We start from the raw sequence: 14,093 nt of genomic DNA, 5'->3' as shown, positions 1-14,093 counted from the left end.
CTCAACTCAAGGAGGGCCCCGCAGTGTTCGCACCGTGATGTTCGGGTTCGGGAGCCATGCATGAGGCACGCACGACGACGGGTCGTCCGGCGAGTGACACGGCTGGCGGCAGTCGGCGGACTCCTCCTCGGAGGAGCGATGGTCACCAACGCCGTGGCGAGCGAGCCCCCCGCCCCGTCCATCGGCGTGCCGTTCACCGCGCCGCCGGCGACCGGCGAGGGCACCGACCTCGTGTCCCGGCTCGGGAACTCCCGCACGGCGGGCAGTTGGGTCGACTCGGCCGGGCGGCCGGTCGTCGCGGTCACCGACGAGAAGGCGGCCGCCGAGGTGAAGCGCGCCGGCGCACGGGCCAAGATGGTCAGCCACAGCATGAGCGACCTCAAGTCCGCGGCGGCGACGTTGGGTTCGGCACCCCGGGTCTCCGGAACCTCGTGGTCCCTGGACTACAAGAGCAACCGGGTGGTGGTACGGGGTGACAGCACCGTCTCCGCCTCCGACTGGTCCCGGATGACCGAGGTCGCCGAGGGCATCGGCTCCTTCGTGCGCATGGAGCGCACCGAGGGCAGGTTCACGACCCGGGTCAACGGCGCGCAGCCCATCCTGTCCACCGCCGGGCGCTGTTCGGCGGGGTTCAACGTGACCGACGGGAAGAGCGACTTCATCCTCACGGCCGGGCACTGCGGGCCGGACGGTTCCGTCTGGTTCGCCGACGACCGGGGCCGGGAGCAGGTCGGCACGTCGCTCAAGGGCAGCTTTCCCGGCGACGACTACTCCCTGGTGAAGTACGACGGTGGCCGTGCGGGCAAGGGCGCGGACGTCGTGGCGGTCGGTGACGGCAAGGGCGTGCGGATCACGGGCGTCGCCGATGCGGAGGTCGGGCAGAAGATCTTCCGCAGCGGCAGTACCAGCGGCCTGCGCGAGGGAGAGGTGACCGCGCTCAACGCGACGGTCAACTACCCCGAGGGCACGGTCACCGGCCTCATCGAGACGAACGTGTGCGCCGAACCGGGCGACAGCGGAGGCCCGATGTTCGCCGACGGCGTCGCGCTCGGCCTGACGTCGGGCGGCAGCGGGGACTGCAGGGCGGGTGGCACGACGTTCTTCCAGCCGGTGCCGAAAGCGCTGACCGAGCTGGGGGTCAAGCTGATCGTGGCCAAGTCGGCCGGGGGCACGGGCACCGCACCGGCGCCGTCGGCCTCGCAGGACCCCGCCTCGCCGGGTTCGTCGGCGCCGATCACGGGCACGGACGTGTCGACGCTGCTGACCCGCCTCACCGACCCGCGCAATGTCGGCCCCGGCATGCTCGTCATCGCGGGCAGCCTCGTCGCCCTGGTGGCGACCCGGTGGATCCGCGCGGAGCAGGACCGCAAGGCGTACCGGCAGTACTACTCGGCCACTTGGGGATGACCCCGGTGGCCGACCGTCGCGGGGTGTGCCCGTCAGCCCAGTGTGAGCAGTACGGTCGCGATGCCCGCCCCCAGCAGTCCCACCGCCTGGCGGCGGCTGATCCGCTCGTGCAGCAGGACGAGGCCGAGCACCACGGGAAGGGCCGGGTAGAGGGAGGCCAGAACCACGGCTACGGCGAGCAACTGCCGCTGGGCGGCGAGCAGGTACAGCACGAGGCCGAGGGCCGCCCCGGCCCCGATGAGGACGGCCTGGGCGCAGCGCACCGGCGGCAGCTTCAGCCGGCGGGCGTGACGCGCGGCGTCCGGCAGAAGGACGAGGACCGCGGCGACCCGGCCCGCGGCGACGGGCCACAGCCCGCTCCCGGGTCCGGCCTGGCCGAGGGCCAGGTACTGCGCGGCGACGCCCAGACTGGCGACGAGTCCGTCCGCCGTCCCCTTCCCCGCACCGCCCCTGCCACCGGCGACGCACCACAGGGCGGGCACCGTGACGGCGATGCCCAGCCAGGCGACGGCGCCGGGGCGGGCGGTCGCCGAGGACGAGGACCCCGCACAGCACCGACAGCGCGACACCGGTGACGGCGCTCACCGGCACCACAACACTCTCCCCCAAGCTCTCGGCTTCGCTCGAGCAGGGAGGTGCCCCCATCCCCCCGGCTCAGCCCACGGTTGAGGAACCACATGGCCGTGCCGCTACCGACGCCGGACAGCGCGCCCCACAGCAGGTCGGCGGAGTGGACGGCGTCGGCGGGCAGGAGGAGTGCGGCGGCGCAGGCGAGCAGCAGCCCGCCGAGCTGGCCGAGGAAGGTGACGGCGGTGTGATGCGCGCGCCGGGACAGCAGACCGCCGGCGAAGTCGACGATGCCGTAGACGGTTGCCGAGGAAAGTGCGAGAAGGGCACCCATTGGATCAGGGGTGCCCTTCGACGAGGGTCCGATGCGTCAGCGGGCCGGGACGAAGGTCGCCGCGGGCGCCTATTGCGGGGCCGCGGCGGCCCACTCCAGGACGAGCCGCTGGTACTCCTCGCGCTGCTCGACGCTCAGTGTCCCGCCCGACCGGCGCCACAGCGCGCGGATCTCCTCGTTGACCTCGTCAGCCGATCGCTCGGATGAGGTTTCAACAGTGGTGGACATGCTGTGAAGCATACGGCGCTGAAGGTGAAGGCGATGTGAGTAATCACGAGCTAAAAGGGCATTCCGGACAGTGTTACTGATCACGTCCATCTCCCGGTAAACGTGAGGCTGTTCACACTTCGGCCGAACCCAGGACCAGCACCTTGATGGCCAATACGGCCGCGCCGCGCGCCCAGTCGTGAAAATCGGACACCTTCGTCTCCAGACCGACCGGTGCGGCCAGGGGATGCCGGTGGTCGCGGACGGTCTCCTCCACCGTCCTGCCGGCCACGTCCATCAGTCCGACCCCCTCACCGGCGAGCAGGATCTTCTGGGGCATCACGAAGTTGGAGATCTGAGCGAGGAGCACGCCGAGCGCGCGTGCCGCCTCGTGGACGACCCGGGCGGACATGGGGTCCCCGGCGGCGGCCTGCGCCAGGATCTCCTCGTACGTGCGGTCACGGCCGGTGGCGGCCCGGATCTGGTAGCGGATGCTGGGAATGGTCAGCAGCGAGACGGCGCTGCCGCGGCCGCCGTCCGGGGTGAGCGGCCCGTTGGGGTCGACGATCCAGTGCCTCCCGAAGCCGCGGTCCTCCTCCGCGAAGGGCACCCGCTTGCCGCCCAGGACGAGCCCGTAGCCGAGGCCGGCGCCGATGGTGAGCACGACGAAGCGGTCCAGGCCGCGTCCGGCACCGAACCAGGTCTCGGCCTCGACCAGGGCGGCGACGTCGTTCTCGACGACCACCGGCAGTCCGGTGCGCTCCTCGACCAGGTCGGCCAGGGGGACGTCCCGCCACAGCAGGAAGGGTGACTCGCCGACCACCGCGCGGTCCTGGACGAAGCCGCCGACGCCGATGCCGATCCCGGCGAGCCGGGGGTGGCCGTCGGCCAGTTCGGCGGTCATCTCGGCCAGCACGTCGGCGACTTGTGCAGGGTCGTGGGTGGTGAGCGGGCGGTCGTGGCGGGCGACGATGTGGCTGCGCAGGGTGGTGACGACGCCGTAGACCGCGTCCTCGGTGATCTTGAAGCCGAGGAAGAACCCTGAGTCGGCGACCACGTCCAGCGGCTGGGAGGGGCGGCCCTGGCGCGTCTCCGCGGGTGCGCCCGCCTCGGGCACCTCGACCAGCAGGCCCGACTCGGTCAGCGGCTTGGTCAGCCGTGTGAGGCTGCCCGCCGACAGGCCCAGCCTGCGGGCGAGTTCCGTGCGCGACAGCGGTCCGTGGACGAGCACTTCGATCGCCACGGATCGCTCCCCCGGGCTCAGCGGCAGCCAGCCGGCGGTGCCTTCGGTCATGAAGGTCCGACTCCCCTCACCCATTTTTTTCACACTGAAACCAACATGACCACTCTAGGTCGATGTCGGTTCCTGAGAAAAGATGTTTGCAGGCCTCTTGACGCAGCAATTGTTTCGCACCAAAAGTAAATCCCGCCAGAGGACGAGCCGCCGCAGCGAGGGAGTCTCCCGATGACCATCGCCTCCAGCAGTCCTCCATCACGTCTGCCCACGGGCGGCGCGACGGAGGCCCGCAGCAGGACCGGGACGCGACAGGGGGTGTCCGGCGAGGACCGGGGGGACGGGCGGCTGGCCGCGCTCTTCATCGCGCCGGCCCTGCTCGGCTTCCTGGTCTTCCTGCTCTGGCCGACCCTGCAGGGCATCTATCTGAGCTTCACCCGCTTCAACCTGCTGACGCCGGCGGAGTGGGTGGGCCTGGACAACTACGTCCGCATGGTCAACGACCCCATCTTCTGGGACTCCCTGTGGGTCACCGTCGAGTACGTCGTCATCAACATCGGCGTCCAGACGGTCGCGGCGCTCGCCATCGCCGTCCTGCTCCAGCGGCTGACCCAGTCGGCGATGCTGCGCGGGATCGTGCTGACGCCGTACCTGATGTCGAACGTCGTCGCCGGTCTGGTCTGGCTCTGGATCCTCGACACCCAGCTCGGCATCGGCAACGAGATCATCAGTGGCCTGGGCGTCGACCGCATCCCGTTCCTCGCCGACGAGACCTGGGCGATCCCCACGATCGCGCTCATCAACGTGTGGCGGCACGTGGGGTACACCGCCCTGCTGCTGTTCGCCGGCCTCCAGGCCATCCCGGGCGACATGTACGAGGCGGCCCGGGTGGACGGCGCGAGCGAGTGGCGGATGTTCTGGCGGATCACCATGCCGCTGCTGCGTCCGGTGCTCGCGGTCGTGCTGATCATGACCGTGATCGGGTCGTTCCAGGTGTTCGACACCGTCGCCGTGACCACCGCGGGCGGGCCCGCGAACGCGACCAACGTGCTCCAGTACTACATCTACAGCTCCGCCTTCGGGCGCTTCCAGTTCGGCTACGCCTCGGCCATGTCCGTCGCCCTCCTGGTCGTGCTGAGCGCGATCACCATCCTCCAGTACCGGCTCACCCGGGCCGGCCGGACCGACCTCGGCTGACGGAAGGGAGACACCGCCATGGCTGCCGTGACGACCACCACGACCGTACGACCGGTGCGGCGCAGGTTCCCCTTCGGGCGGGCCGCCGCCTGGACCGTGATGGGACTGATCGTCCTCATCACCCTGCTGCCGTTCTACTGGATCCTGCGCACCGCGCTCTCCACCAACGCGGGCCTGAGCGCCGACCCCACCAACCCCCTGCCGGTGGACCTCACCACCAGCGGCTTCGAACGGGCCCTGGGCCTTCAGTCGTCCGAGGAGGCGATCGCACAGGGCGGCGCGGGCGGCGGGCTGGACTTCTGGCGCTACCTGCTCAACTCGGTGCTCGTCTCGACCCTGATCACCGGCTGTCAGATCTTCTTCTCCGCGATGGCCGCGTACGCCTTCTCACGGCTGCGCTGGCGCGGCCGGGACAAGGTGTTCGGGCTGTTCCTGGGCGGGATGATGGTGCCGACCATCTTCACGCTGCTGCCGAACTTCGTGCTCATCAAGCAGCTGCACCTGGTGGACACGCTGCTCGGCATCGCACTGCCCAGCCTGTTCATGACCCCCTTCGCGGTGTTCTTCCTGCGGCAGTTCTTCATGAACATCCCCCAGGAGGTCGAGGAGGCCGCGCTGCTCGACGGGGCCGGGAAGATCAAGATCTTCTTCCGGGTGGTCCTGCCGATGGCGTCCACGCCGGTCATCACGCTGGCCGTGCTGACGTACATCACCTCCTGGAACGACTACTTCTGGCCGCTGATGGTCTCCTACAGCGACAGCTCGCGCGTGCTGACCGTGGCGCTGGCGGTCTTCCGGGCGCAGACCCCGGCGACCGGCGTCGACTGGTCCGGGCTCATGGCGGCGACGCTGATCGCCGCGCTGCCGATGCTGGTGCTGTTCGCCTGCTTCGCCCGCCGCATCGTCAGCTCCATCGGCTTCACCGGGATCAAGTAAGGGGACTGTGATGCGAATTCGTACGCTCGTCGCGGCGACCGGAGCGCTGGCGCTGTCCCTGGTCAGCGGATGCGCCCAGGGAGGCGCCGCCGGATCCTCCGCGAACACCGTCACGTACTGGCTGTGGGACGCCAACCAGCTGCCCGCTTACCAGGCCTGCGCGAAAGGGTTCGAGAAGGAGAACCCCGGACTGAAGGTGAAGATCACGCAGCTGGGCTGGTCCGACTACTGGACCAAGCTCACCGCGGGGTTCATCGCGGGCACCCAGCCGGACGTGTTCACCGACCACATCCAGAACTTCGGCCAGTTCGCCGACCTCAAGGTCCTCGAACCGCTCGACGACCTCGGCATCGAGGACTCCGACTACCAGCCGGGCCTCGCCGCCAACTGGATCGGCAAGGACGGCCACCGCTACGGCGCCCCGAAGGACTGGGACACCGTTGCGCTCTTCTACAACTCGAAGATGACGCAGGACGCCGGCCTCACCGCCGAGCAGCTGAACGGCCTCTCCTGGAACCCGGAGGACGGCGGCACCTTCGAGAAGACGATCGCCCACCTCACGATCGACAGGAACGGCAAGCGGGGCGACGAGCCGGGCTTCGACAAGAACAACGTCAAGGTCTACGGCATGGCCAGCAACGGCGGCGGCTTCGGCGACGGCCAGACCCAGTGGAGCAACTTCGCCGCCTCCGCCGGATGGAGCTACCTCGACAAGCCGCGCTGGGGCACGGAGTACCAGTACGACAGCAAGACCTTCCAGTCGGTCATCCGGTGGTACTTCGGTCTGGCGAAGAAGGGCTACATGCCGCCGTTGTCCGACTACAACGTCCAGTCCAACCAGGCGAACACCCAGGTCGCGGCGGGCAAGGCGGCCACCGCGTTCGACGGGGCCTGGATGATCTCCACGTACGCGGGCTTCAAGGGCAAGGACATCAAGACCGCCCTGACGCCCGCCGGCCCGACCGGCAAGCGCGCCACGATGATGAACGGTCTCGCCGACTCCGTCACCAAGGCCGCCAAGAACAAGGCGGGCGCCCGCAAGTGGGTGGCCTACCTGGCCTCGGACCGGTGCCAGACCGTCGTCGGCAGGTCCGGGGTGGTCTTCCCCGCCACTCCGGCCGGGACCGAGGCGGCCGTCGCCGCGTACCGGAAGAAGGGCATCGACGTCTCGGCGTTCACCGAACCCCTGGCCGACAAGAACCGCTTCCGGACCTTCTCCTACCCGATCGCCAGCTACTCGGCGGACATGACGGCGCTCATGGCCCCTGCCATGGAGGACATCTACGGCAACGGGAAGCCCGTGAGCAGCCTCGATCAGACCAACGACCAGATCAACCTCATCCTCTCCCAGTGAAGGGCACGCGCTCCATGACGTTCTCCATCGGCATCGTCGGCGCCGGACAGTTCTCGGGCCAGTTCGCCACCCTGTTCCAGGCCCACCCCGGCGTCAGCGACGTCTACGTCACCGACCTGCTCCCCGAGCGGGCCGGGCAGCTCGCCGCCGCCCAGGGACTGGCGGGAACCTTCCCGTCCTACCAGGCCATGCTGGAGTCGGAGGACGTCGACGCCGTCGCGATCTTCACCCAGCGCTGGACACACGGGCCGCTGGTGCTCCAGGGCCTCAACGCCGGCAAGCACGTGTACTCGGCGGTCCCCATGGCGATCACCACGGAGGAGATCGCGGCCATCATCGACACGGTCAAGGCCACCGGACTGACGTACATGATGGGCGAGACCAGCGAGTACAACCCGGCCACGGTCCACGCCCGCAACCAGATCGCCGAGGGCGCCTTCGGGCGACTCTTCTACGCCGAGGGCGACTACGTCCACGACATGGACCTGGGGTTCTACGAGGCCTACCAGTACAGCGGCGGGGAGAACTGGAAGGCGACCGCCAGCTATCCCCCGCTGCTGTACCCGACGCACGCGGTCGGCGGGGTGCTCGGCGCCTGGAAGACGCACGCGGTGAGCGTGTCGGCGATCGGTGTCGTCGACGACCGGGGCGACGGCGTCTTCGACAAGGACGTCAGCCAGTTCGGCAACGACGTCTCCAACGCCACCGCGCTGTTCGAGGTGGCGGGCGGCGGCTCGTTCCGTACGAACGAGTTCCGGCGGGTCGGCTACCCCTCGCACATACGGGAGTCGCGCTTCCGCTTCTTCGGCACCGAGGCCAGCATGGAGCAGCTCGCCACGGTCGCCCTGTGGCAGGACAAGCAGGGGGTGAAGGACATCAGCGAACTGCTGGAGCCCAAGCCCACCATGTCCCCTGACGATCCGTCACTCCAGCACATCGCGCCGGAGCTGCGGGCAGCCTTCACCTCCGGGTCGGCGCCCGTGCACGACCGTGCGCGGCTGCCGAGGGAGTTCGACCATCTGCACAACGGCCACGAGGGCAGCCACCACTTCCTGGTGGACGACTTCGCGACCGCCGTCAACAACCGCACCCTGCCGTCGGTGAACGCGTGGGTGGCCGCCCGCTACACCCTGCCGGGGATCATCGCGCACGAGTCCGCGCGGCAGGGCGGGGCCAGGCTGGAGATCCCGGACTTCGGGGACGCGCCCCAGTAGGGGCTGTGCGCGAGCCGGGTTCCTGGATCAGGTGCCCGGCTTGCGGCCGTACACGAAGACGTCGTCGTTCTTCTTCAGCATCGACCAGTACTTCTTGGCGTCGGTCTTGGTCATGTTGACGCAGCCGCGCGAGCCCGGCGGGTTCCACATGCTGACGCCGGCGGAGTGGAACGCCTGGCCGCCGTCGAAGAACTGGGCGTAGGGCATCGGCACGTCATAGATGGACGAGACGTGGTCGATGTTGCGCCAGTAGATCTTCTTCAGACCGGTGCGGGTCTCGTCCCCGTTGCGGCCGGTGCGGACCGGGACCGGGCCGTAGACGAGCTTCTTGCCGTCCTGGATCCAGCTCAGCTGGAGCGTCAGGTTCACGCAGGCGATCCGGCCCTTGTTCACCGGGCACTTGCCGTCCTTGTTGGGGTTGTTCCCGACGGCCTTCTGCTTCTGCATCAGGTCCATCACCCCCCAGGTGACGGAACCGGCGTAGCCGATGTTCGGGGTGATGCCGTGCTTGGTCTGGAAGGCGCGGATGGCCTTGCAGTCGGCGGCGGACTGCTTGCCGTCGACCGGACGGCCGAGGAACTTCTCGACCTTCTTCTGATACGGGCCGGCCTGCGTGGTGCAGCTCGCGGCCTGGGCCGGTGCGGCGCCGAGTGCGAGCGTGAGCGGTACCACCAGGCCGGTGATCCCCAGTGCGACGGCACTCCGTCTGCGTACGTCCCCCATGGCTGGTCATGCCCTTTCGCGAGATTGGGTCTGTGATGTCTGCCAGCTAGACGGACGGAGAACGGCTCCGGTTGTGCGATCGGCCGGGCTGCGACGGAACAGTGACATACCCCACCGGTACGGGACGGGCATACCTTCGCATAATGGGCGATTGCGGAGATCAGGTTTCAGGGCGTCAGCGGTAGCCGGTCGTATCCGCCGGCTTGCCCGCGTCCTGGACCTCGACGACGTAGCGCCAGGCGTCCGGGCGGCTGCCGTCGAGGTCGGTGAAGCCGTACTCCTGGGCCAGGCCGCCACTGGAGAGGGACCGTCCGTTCCAGCGCGCCACGTCCGCGTCGGCGGCCAGCGCGGCCACCGCCCGGCCCACGTAGCGCGGGGTCTCCGAGATGGCGAAGTGGGGGACGCTCGCCAGGGCGTCGCGCCAGTTCTCCTCCCGTACCCCGAAGGCGTCCAGCATCAGCTCCGAACGCAGCCAGCCGGGGGTCAGGGCGACGGCGGTGGCGCCGCGCGGGCCGAGTTCGTGGCCGAGGGCGAAGGCCATGCGCAGCACGGAGGTCTTGGCGAGGTCGTAGAAGAAGTTCACGCGGTAGTTCTCGCCGTTGTAGTCGGCGGTGCCGTCGGTGACCTCGACGACCAGGCCGCCGGGGTTGCGCAGCAGCAGGGGCAGGGCGTGGTGGCTGGTGACGGCGTGCGTCTCGACGGCGAGCCTGAGCAGGCGCAGGCCGTTGTCGAGGTCGTGCTCCCAGAGCGGGGTGTCCCATTCGAAGAGTTTCTCGCCGCCCCAGATGTCGTTGACGAGGACGTCGAGGCGGCCCTGCTCGTCCGCGATCCGGTCCACGAGGGCACGGACCTGCGTCACATCGAGGTGGTCGGTGGGGACGGCGACGCCCCGTCCGCCCGCCGCGGTGACCAGGTCGGCGGTGTCCTCGATGGTCTCGGGCCGGTCGTACTCCGAGCGGCGGGCGCGAGTGGTGCGGCCGGTGACGTAGACGGTGGCGCCGGCCGCGCCGAGTTCCACCGCGATTCCCCGCCCGGCGCCCCGGGTCGCACCGGCGACCAGTGCGACCTTGCCCTGCAACGGAGCTGACATGTCCGACCTCCCATGACCGTGGCTGCTTGTCGCCTCCAGGGTCACGGGTAAGCCGGACATCTCCTGTCGCCTTTTACCGGCGACACGCGGTCAGTGGCCCCGGGCGATCCATTCCTGGAGCTGCGGGGCCTCCGCGCCGATGGTCGTGGAGTCGCCGTGGCCGGTGCGGACCGCCGTGTCGGCCGGCAGGGTGAGCAGCCGGTCGCGGATCGAGTCGATGATCGTCGGGAAGTGCGAGAAGGAGCGGCCGGTGGCGCCGGGCCCGCCCTGGAAGAGGGTGTCGCCGGTGAAGACGGTGCCCAGCCCCGGGTCGTAGAGGCAGACCGCGCCGGGCGCGTGCCCCGGGGTGTGCATCACCCGCAGGTCGGCGCCGCCGGCCTCGATGACCTGCCCGTCGACCAGCCAGGCGTCCGGCTCGCGGTCAGGGTGGGTCTGCTTCCACAGCGGCAGGTCGTCATGGTGCAGCCAGATGGTGGCGCCGGTGCGCTCGGCCAGGGCGGGGGCGGCGTCGATGTGGTCGTTGTGGGCGTGCGTGCACACGATGGCCGTGAGCCGGCGGTCCCCGACGGCCTCGGCGATGGCGTCGGCGTCATGGGCGGCGTCGATGACGATCGCCTCGTGGTCGTCGCCGACGATCCACACGTTGTTGTCGACGTCCCAGGTGCCGCCGTCGAGGCTGAACTGCCCAGAGGTGACGAGGTGTTCGATGCGGGTCGTCATCACAGCACCACCACCGAACGCAGCACGTCGCCCTGGTGCATCCGCTCGAACGCCTTCTCCACCTCGTCGAGCCCGATCGTCTCGGTCACGAACGCGCCGAGGTCCAGGCGCCCCTGCAGATGCAGGTCGATCAGCATGGGGAAGTCGCGGGAGGGCAGGCAGTCGCCGTACCAGCTGGACTTCAGTGCTCCGCCGCGGCCGAAGACATCGAGCAGCGGCAGTTCGAGTTTCATCTCGGGCGTGGGGACGCCGACCAGGACGACCGTGCCGGCGAGGTCACGGGCGTAGAAGGCCTGCCGGTAGGTCTCCGGGCGGCCGACGGCCTCGATCACGACGTCGGCGCCGAAGCCGCCGGTGAGCTCGCGGATCGCCTCGACGGGGTCGTTCTCGCGCGAGTTGACGGTATGGGTGGCGCCCATGGAGCGGGCGGTCTCGAGCTTGCGGTCGTCGATGTCGACGGCGATGATCGTCGCCGCTCCGGCCAGGTGCGAACCGGCGATGGCCGCGTCGCCGACCCCGCCGCAGCCGATGACGGCGACCGTGTCGCCCCGGCCGACGTTCCCGGTGTTGATCGCGGCGCCGATGCCGGCCATCACACCGCAGCCCAGCAGCCCGGCCACCTGCGCGGCGACACCCGGGTCGACCTTGGTGCACTGCCCGGCCGCGACCAGCGTCTTCTCCGCGAAGGCGCCGATGCCGAGGGCCGGGGACAGCTCCTGCCCGGTCGAGGCGAGGGTCATCTTCTGCTGGGCGTTGTGGGTGTCGAAGCAGTACCAGGGCCGCCCGCGCAGACAGGCCCGGCACTTCCCGCACACCGCACGCCAGTTGAGGATGACGAAGTCACCGGGCTCGACGTCGGTGACGCCGGCGCCGACCGCCTCGACCACGCCCGCGGCCTCGTGGCCCAGCAGGAACGGGAAATCGTCGTTGATGCCGCCCTGCTTGTAGTGCAGGTCGGTGTGGCAGACCCCGCAGGCCTGCACCCGCACCACGGCCTCGCCCGGGCCGGGGTCGGGCACCACGACCGTCTCGATCCGCACCGGCTCGTCCTTGCCGGGGGCGATCACGCCGCGTACTTCCTGGGCCATGGTGCTGACTCCTTCGTCGGCCGGGGTCCGTTCCTTCCCGACCCTACGCGCGACTGATCGGTAAGGGGTGCGGATCGGCCGGTCCGTTCCGTCCGGAAAGGGCAGGCCGCACGGGTCGGCGGCGACGTAGCCTGAACGCTCCGCCGACGCCGAGGGAGCGCCTTGAGCATCACAGAGACCGGGAGCGCCACACCCGCGTGGCGGCAGCTCCTCGGGTACGTACGGCCGCACCGCTGGTCCCTGTTCGCCGGCGCGCTGCTCTCGCTGGTCACCGGGGCGACCGGGCTGCTGCTGCCGTTGGTGGCGCGGGGCCTGATCGACGACCTGTCGCACGAGCGGGCCATCACCGGCGCCCTGCTGGCCATGTCGGCCCTGGTCGTGACCAACGCGGCGCTCGGCGCGCTGGGGTCGTACGTGCTGACCCGCACCGCCGAGTCGGTGGTGCTCGGCGCGCGGCGCGCCCTGTCGTCGTATCTGCTGCGGCTGCGGATCACGGCCGTGGACCGCAGCGAACCCGGGGACCTGATGGCCCGTATCACCTCCGACACGACCCTGCTGCGCGCGGTCACCACCGACTCACTGGTCGGCCTGGGCACGGGCGGACTCACCCTCGTCGCCACCGTGGTGATGATGGGCTTCGTGGACGCCGTGCTGCTCGGCGTCACCCTCGCCGTGATCCTGGGCGCGGGCGTGGTCCTCGGGGTGATCGTGCCGCGCATCAACCAGGCGAGCCGGCAGGCGCAGAACGCGGTGGGCGTCATGGGTGCCTCGCTGGAGCGGATCCTCGGCGCGCTGCGCACCGTGAAGGCGTCCGGCGCGGAGCACCGTGAGGAGCGGACGCTGCACGAGGCGGCACAGGAGTCGTGGCGGCAGAGCGTGCGGGCCGCCAAGTGGTCGGCGGCCGCGGGCAACACGGCCGGGCTGGCCATGCAGATCGCCTTCATCACGGTACTCGCCGTGGGCGGCGCACGCGTCGCGACCGGCGCGGTCGACGTGGGCACCCTGGTGGCGTTCCTGCTGTACGTCTTCTACCTGATGTCACCGATACAGCAGGTCGTCGGCGCCATCACCCAGTACCAGACGGGCGCCGCGGCCCTCACCCGCATCGAGGAGGCGCTGCGCCTGCCCTCCGAGCCGGCCGCCGGGGCCGCACCGCTGCCCTCCCCCGGCGCGCCGCCCGCCGCCCTCGCCTTCGACGACGTCCGCTTCCGCTACGCCGACGACCTGCCCTACGTCCACCACGGAGTGACGTTCACGGTGCCGGCGCAGGGCATGACGGCGTTCGTCGGCCCGTCCGGCGCAGGCAAGACCACCGTCTTCTCCTTGATCGAGCGGTTCTACGACCCCGAGTCCGGTGTGATCACGCTGGACGGGCGGGACCTGAACGACTGGGAGCTGCACCGGCTGCGCGCCGCGATCGGCTACGTCGAGCAGGACGCGCCGGTCCTGTCGGGCTCCCTGCGCGACAACCTGCTGCTGGGCCACCCGGAGGCGGACGAGGACGCCCTCACGCGGGTACTCAAGACGACCCGGCTCGACGGCCTGATCTCCCGGCTGCCCGCCGGCCTCGACACGCTCGTGGGGCACCGCGGCACCAAGCTGTCGGGCGGTGAGCGCCAGCGCGTCGCCATCGCCCGCGCGCTGCTGCGCCGGCCCCGGCTGCTGCTGCTCGACGAGGCGACCTCGCAGCTGGACGCGGTGAACGAGGCGGCGCTGCGCGACACCGTCGCGGATGTGGCCCGTACGACCACGGTCCTCGTCGTGGCGCACCGGCTGTCCACGGTGACCATGGCCGACCGGATCGTGGTGATGGACGCGGGCCGGGTACGGGCCGTCGGCACGCACCGTGAGCTCGTGACGGCCGATCCGCTCTACGCGGAGCTGGCGGCGACACAGTTCCTGGCCACCGCGGACTGAACCCGGGCGTGCGGGAGGGCCACGGGGTCTCGTCCTTGTGCTCGGCGGGGATGTCCGGCGCGGCGAGGCCCGTGACCCCGGCGGCGAGACCAACGGCGGCGACGA

The 14,093-nt window shown here is 70.2% G+C and carries 13 protein-coding genes; 6 read left to right on the top strand and 7 right to left on the bottom strand.

Translation table 11 applies throughout. The features are described from left to right. Positions 1 to 60 precede the first annotated feature (60 nt). On the top strand, positions 61 to 1,407 hold the full coding sequence (locus IO24_RS0109070) for a S1 family peptidase (protein WP_031133743.1): 1,347 nt from the start codon (positions 61 to 63) through the stop codon (positions 1,405 to 1,407). 32 nt (positions 1,408 to 1,439) lie between these two features. On the opposite strand, the gene IO24_RS46270 is transcribed toward IO24_RS0109070, so the two are convergent. The 3 genes from IO24_RS46270 to IO24_RS0109055 form a co-directional block, all read right to left on the bottom strand. Continuing rightward, positions 1,440 to 1,976, bottom strand: coding sequence for an EamA family transporter (locus IO24_RS46270; RefSeq protein ID WP_234335156.1), 537 nt, complete (start codon positions 1,974 to 1,976; stop codon positions 1,440 to 1,442). A gap of 401 nt (positions 1,977 to 2,377) precedes the next feature. Continuing rightward, a complete protein-coding gene (locus IO24_RS44310; protein WP_162494364.1) occupies positions 2,378 to 2,536 on the bottom strand; it encodes a hypothetical protein in 159 nt (52 codons plus the stop codon). Positions 2,537 to 2,648: 112 nt separating this feature from the next. Further along, complete coding sequence (locus IO24_RS0109055; RefSeq protein ID WP_031133740.1) at positions 2,649 to 3,809, bottom strand: ROK family transcriptional regulator; 1,161 nt, start codon at positions 3,807 to 3,809, stop codon at positions 2,649 to 2,651. 171 nt (positions 3,810 to 3,980) lie between these two features. Between IO24_RS0109055 and IO24_RS0109050 the strand changes: the two genes are divergently transcribed. Genes IO24_RS0109050 through IO24_RS0109035 form a run of 4 tightly spaced genes read left to right on the top strand, consistent with a single transcriptional unit; the run spans position 3,981 to position 8,450 of the window. Further along, positions 3,981 to 4,946, top strand: coding sequence for a carbohydrate ABC transporter permease (locus IO24_RS0109050; protein WP_031133738.1), 966 nt, complete (start codon positions 3,981 to 3,983; stop codon positions 4,944 to 4,946). Positions 4,947 to 4,964: 18 nt separating this feature from the next. Then, positions 4,965 to 5,882 carry a carbohydrate ABC transporter permease gene (locus IO24_RS0109045; protein WP_031133736.1) on the top strand — a complete coding sequence of 306 codons (918 nt, stop codon included), beginning with the start codon at positions 4,965 to 4,967 and terminating at the stop codon, positions 5,880 to 5,882. Positions 5,883 to 5,892: 10 nt separating this feature from the next. Further along, entirely contained in the window at positions 5,893 to 7,236 is a 1,344-nt protein-coding gene (locus IO24_RS0109040) for an ABC transporter substrate-binding protein (protein WP_031133734.1), read from the top strand. A 14-nt stretch (positions 7,237 to 7,250) separates the two neighbouring features. Continuing rightward, the gene (locus tag IO24_RS0109035) at positions 7,251 to 8,450 is read left to right on the top strand and encodes a Gfo/Idh/MocA family protein (protein WP_031133732.1); all 1,200 of its coding nucleotides are present in this window, start codon (positions 7,251 to 7,253) and stop codon (positions 8,448 to 8,450) included. A gap of 27 nt (positions 8,451 to 8,477) precedes the next feature. Here IO24_RS0109035 and IO24_RS0109030 read toward each other — a convergent pair whose 3' ends face one another. The 4 genes from IO24_RS0109030 to IO24_RS0109015 form a co-directional block, all read right to left on the bottom strand. Then, positions 8,478 to 9,173 carry a L,D-transpeptidase family protein gene (locus tag IO24_RS0109030; protein ID WP_031133730.1) on the bottom strand — a complete coding sequence of 232 codons (696 nt, stop codon included), beginning with the start codon at positions 9,171 to 9,173 and terminating at the stop codon, positions 8,478 to 8,480. 175 nt (positions 9,174 to 9,348) lie between these two features. After that, on the bottom strand, positions 9,349 to 10,263 hold the full coding sequence (locus IO24_RS0109025) for an SDR family oxidoreductase (protein ID WP_031133729.1): 915 nt from the start codon (positions 10,261 to 10,263) through the stop codon (positions 9,349 to 9,351). A 90-nt stretch (positions 10,264 to 10,353) separates the two neighbouring features. Next, complete coding sequence (locus IO24_RS0109020; protein ID WP_031133727.1) at positions 10,354 to 10,983, bottom strand: MBL fold metallo-hydrolase; 630 nt, start codon at positions 10,981 to 10,983, stop codon at positions 10,354 to 10,356. Beyond that, entirely contained in the window at positions 10,983 to 12,071 is a 1,089-nt protein-coding gene (locus IO24_RS0109015; RefSeq protein WP_031133725.1) for an S-(hydroxymethyl)mycothiol dehydrogenase, read from the bottom strand. The genes IO24_RS0109020 and IO24_RS0109015 overlap by 1 nt, the downstream gene beginning before the upstream one ends. 162 nt (positions 12,072 to 12,233) lie before the next feature. On the opposite strand from IO24_RS0109015, the gene IO24_RS0109010 reads away from it, so the two are divergent. After that, the gene (locus IO24_RS0109010; RefSeq protein ID WP_031133723.1) at positions 12,234 to 13,988 is read left to right on the top strand and encodes an ABC transporter ATP-binding protein; all 1,755 of its coding nucleotides are present in this window, start codon (positions 12,234 to 12,236) and stop codon (positions 13,986 to 13,988) included. Positions 13,989 to 14,093 lie beyond the last annotated feature (105 nt).

It is taken from the genome of Streptomyces flavovariabilis (assembly GCF_000725785.1).
GTDB classification, from domain to species: domain Bacteria; phylum Actinomycetota; class Actinomycetes; order Streptomycetales; family Streptomycetaceae; genus Streptomyces; species Streptomyces hawaiiensis.
The sequence above is the reverse complement of the archived record's forward strand: the minus strand, read 5'-3'. Positions and strand labels throughout refer to the sequence as shown.

What these genes read in the sequence shown, in the direction of transcription:
- IO24_RS0109020 (WP_031133727.1), bottom strand. Translation starts at nt 10,983, where the DNA reads ATGACGACCCGCATCGAACACCTCGTCACCTCTGGGCAGTTCAGCCTC.
- IO24_RS0109050 (WP_031133738.1), top strand. Translation starts at nt 3,981, where the DNA reads ATGACCATCGCCTCCAGCAGTCCTCCATCACGTCTGCCCACGGGCGGC.
- IO24_RS44310 (WP_162494364.1), bottom strand. Translation starts at nt 2,536, where the DNA reads ATGTCCACCACTGTTGAAACCTCATCCGAGCGATCGGCTGACGAGGTC.
- IO24_RS0109055 (WP_031133740.1), bottom strand. Translation starts at nt 3,809, where the DNA reads ATGACCGAAGGCACCGCCGGCTGGCTGCCGCTGAGCCCGGGGGAGCGA.
- IO24_RS0109035 (WP_031133732.1), top strand. Translation starts at nt 7,251, where the DNA reads ATGACGTTCTCCATCGGCATCGTCGGCGCCGGACAGTTCTCGGGCCAG.
- IO24_RS0109015 (WP_031133725.1), bottom strand. Translation starts at nt 12,071, where the DNA reads ATGGCCCAGGAAGTACGCGGCGTGATCGCCCCCGGCAAGGACGAGCCG.
- IO24_RS0109040 (WP_031133734.1), top strand. Translation starts at nt 5,893, where the DNA reads ATGCGAATTCGTACGCTCGTCGCGGCGACCGGAGCGCTGGCGCTGTCC.
- IO24_RS0109025 (WP_031133729.1), bottom strand. Translation starts at nt 10,263, where the DNA reads ATGTCAGCTCCGTTGCAGGGCAAGGTCGCACTGGTCGCCGGTGCGACC.
- IO24_RS0109030 (WP_031133730.1), bottom strand. Translation starts at nt 9,173, where the DNA reads ATGGGGGACGTACGCAGACGGAGTGCCGTCGCACTGGGGATCACCGGC.
- IO24_RS0109070 (WP_031133743.1), top strand. Translation starts at nt 61, where the DNA reads ATGAGGCACGCACGACGACGGGTCGTCCGGCGAGTGACACGGCTGGCG.
- IO24_RS0109045 (WP_031133736.1), top strand. Translation starts at nt 4,965, where the DNA reads ATGGCTGCCGTGACGACCACCACGACCGTACGACCGGTGCGGCGCAGG.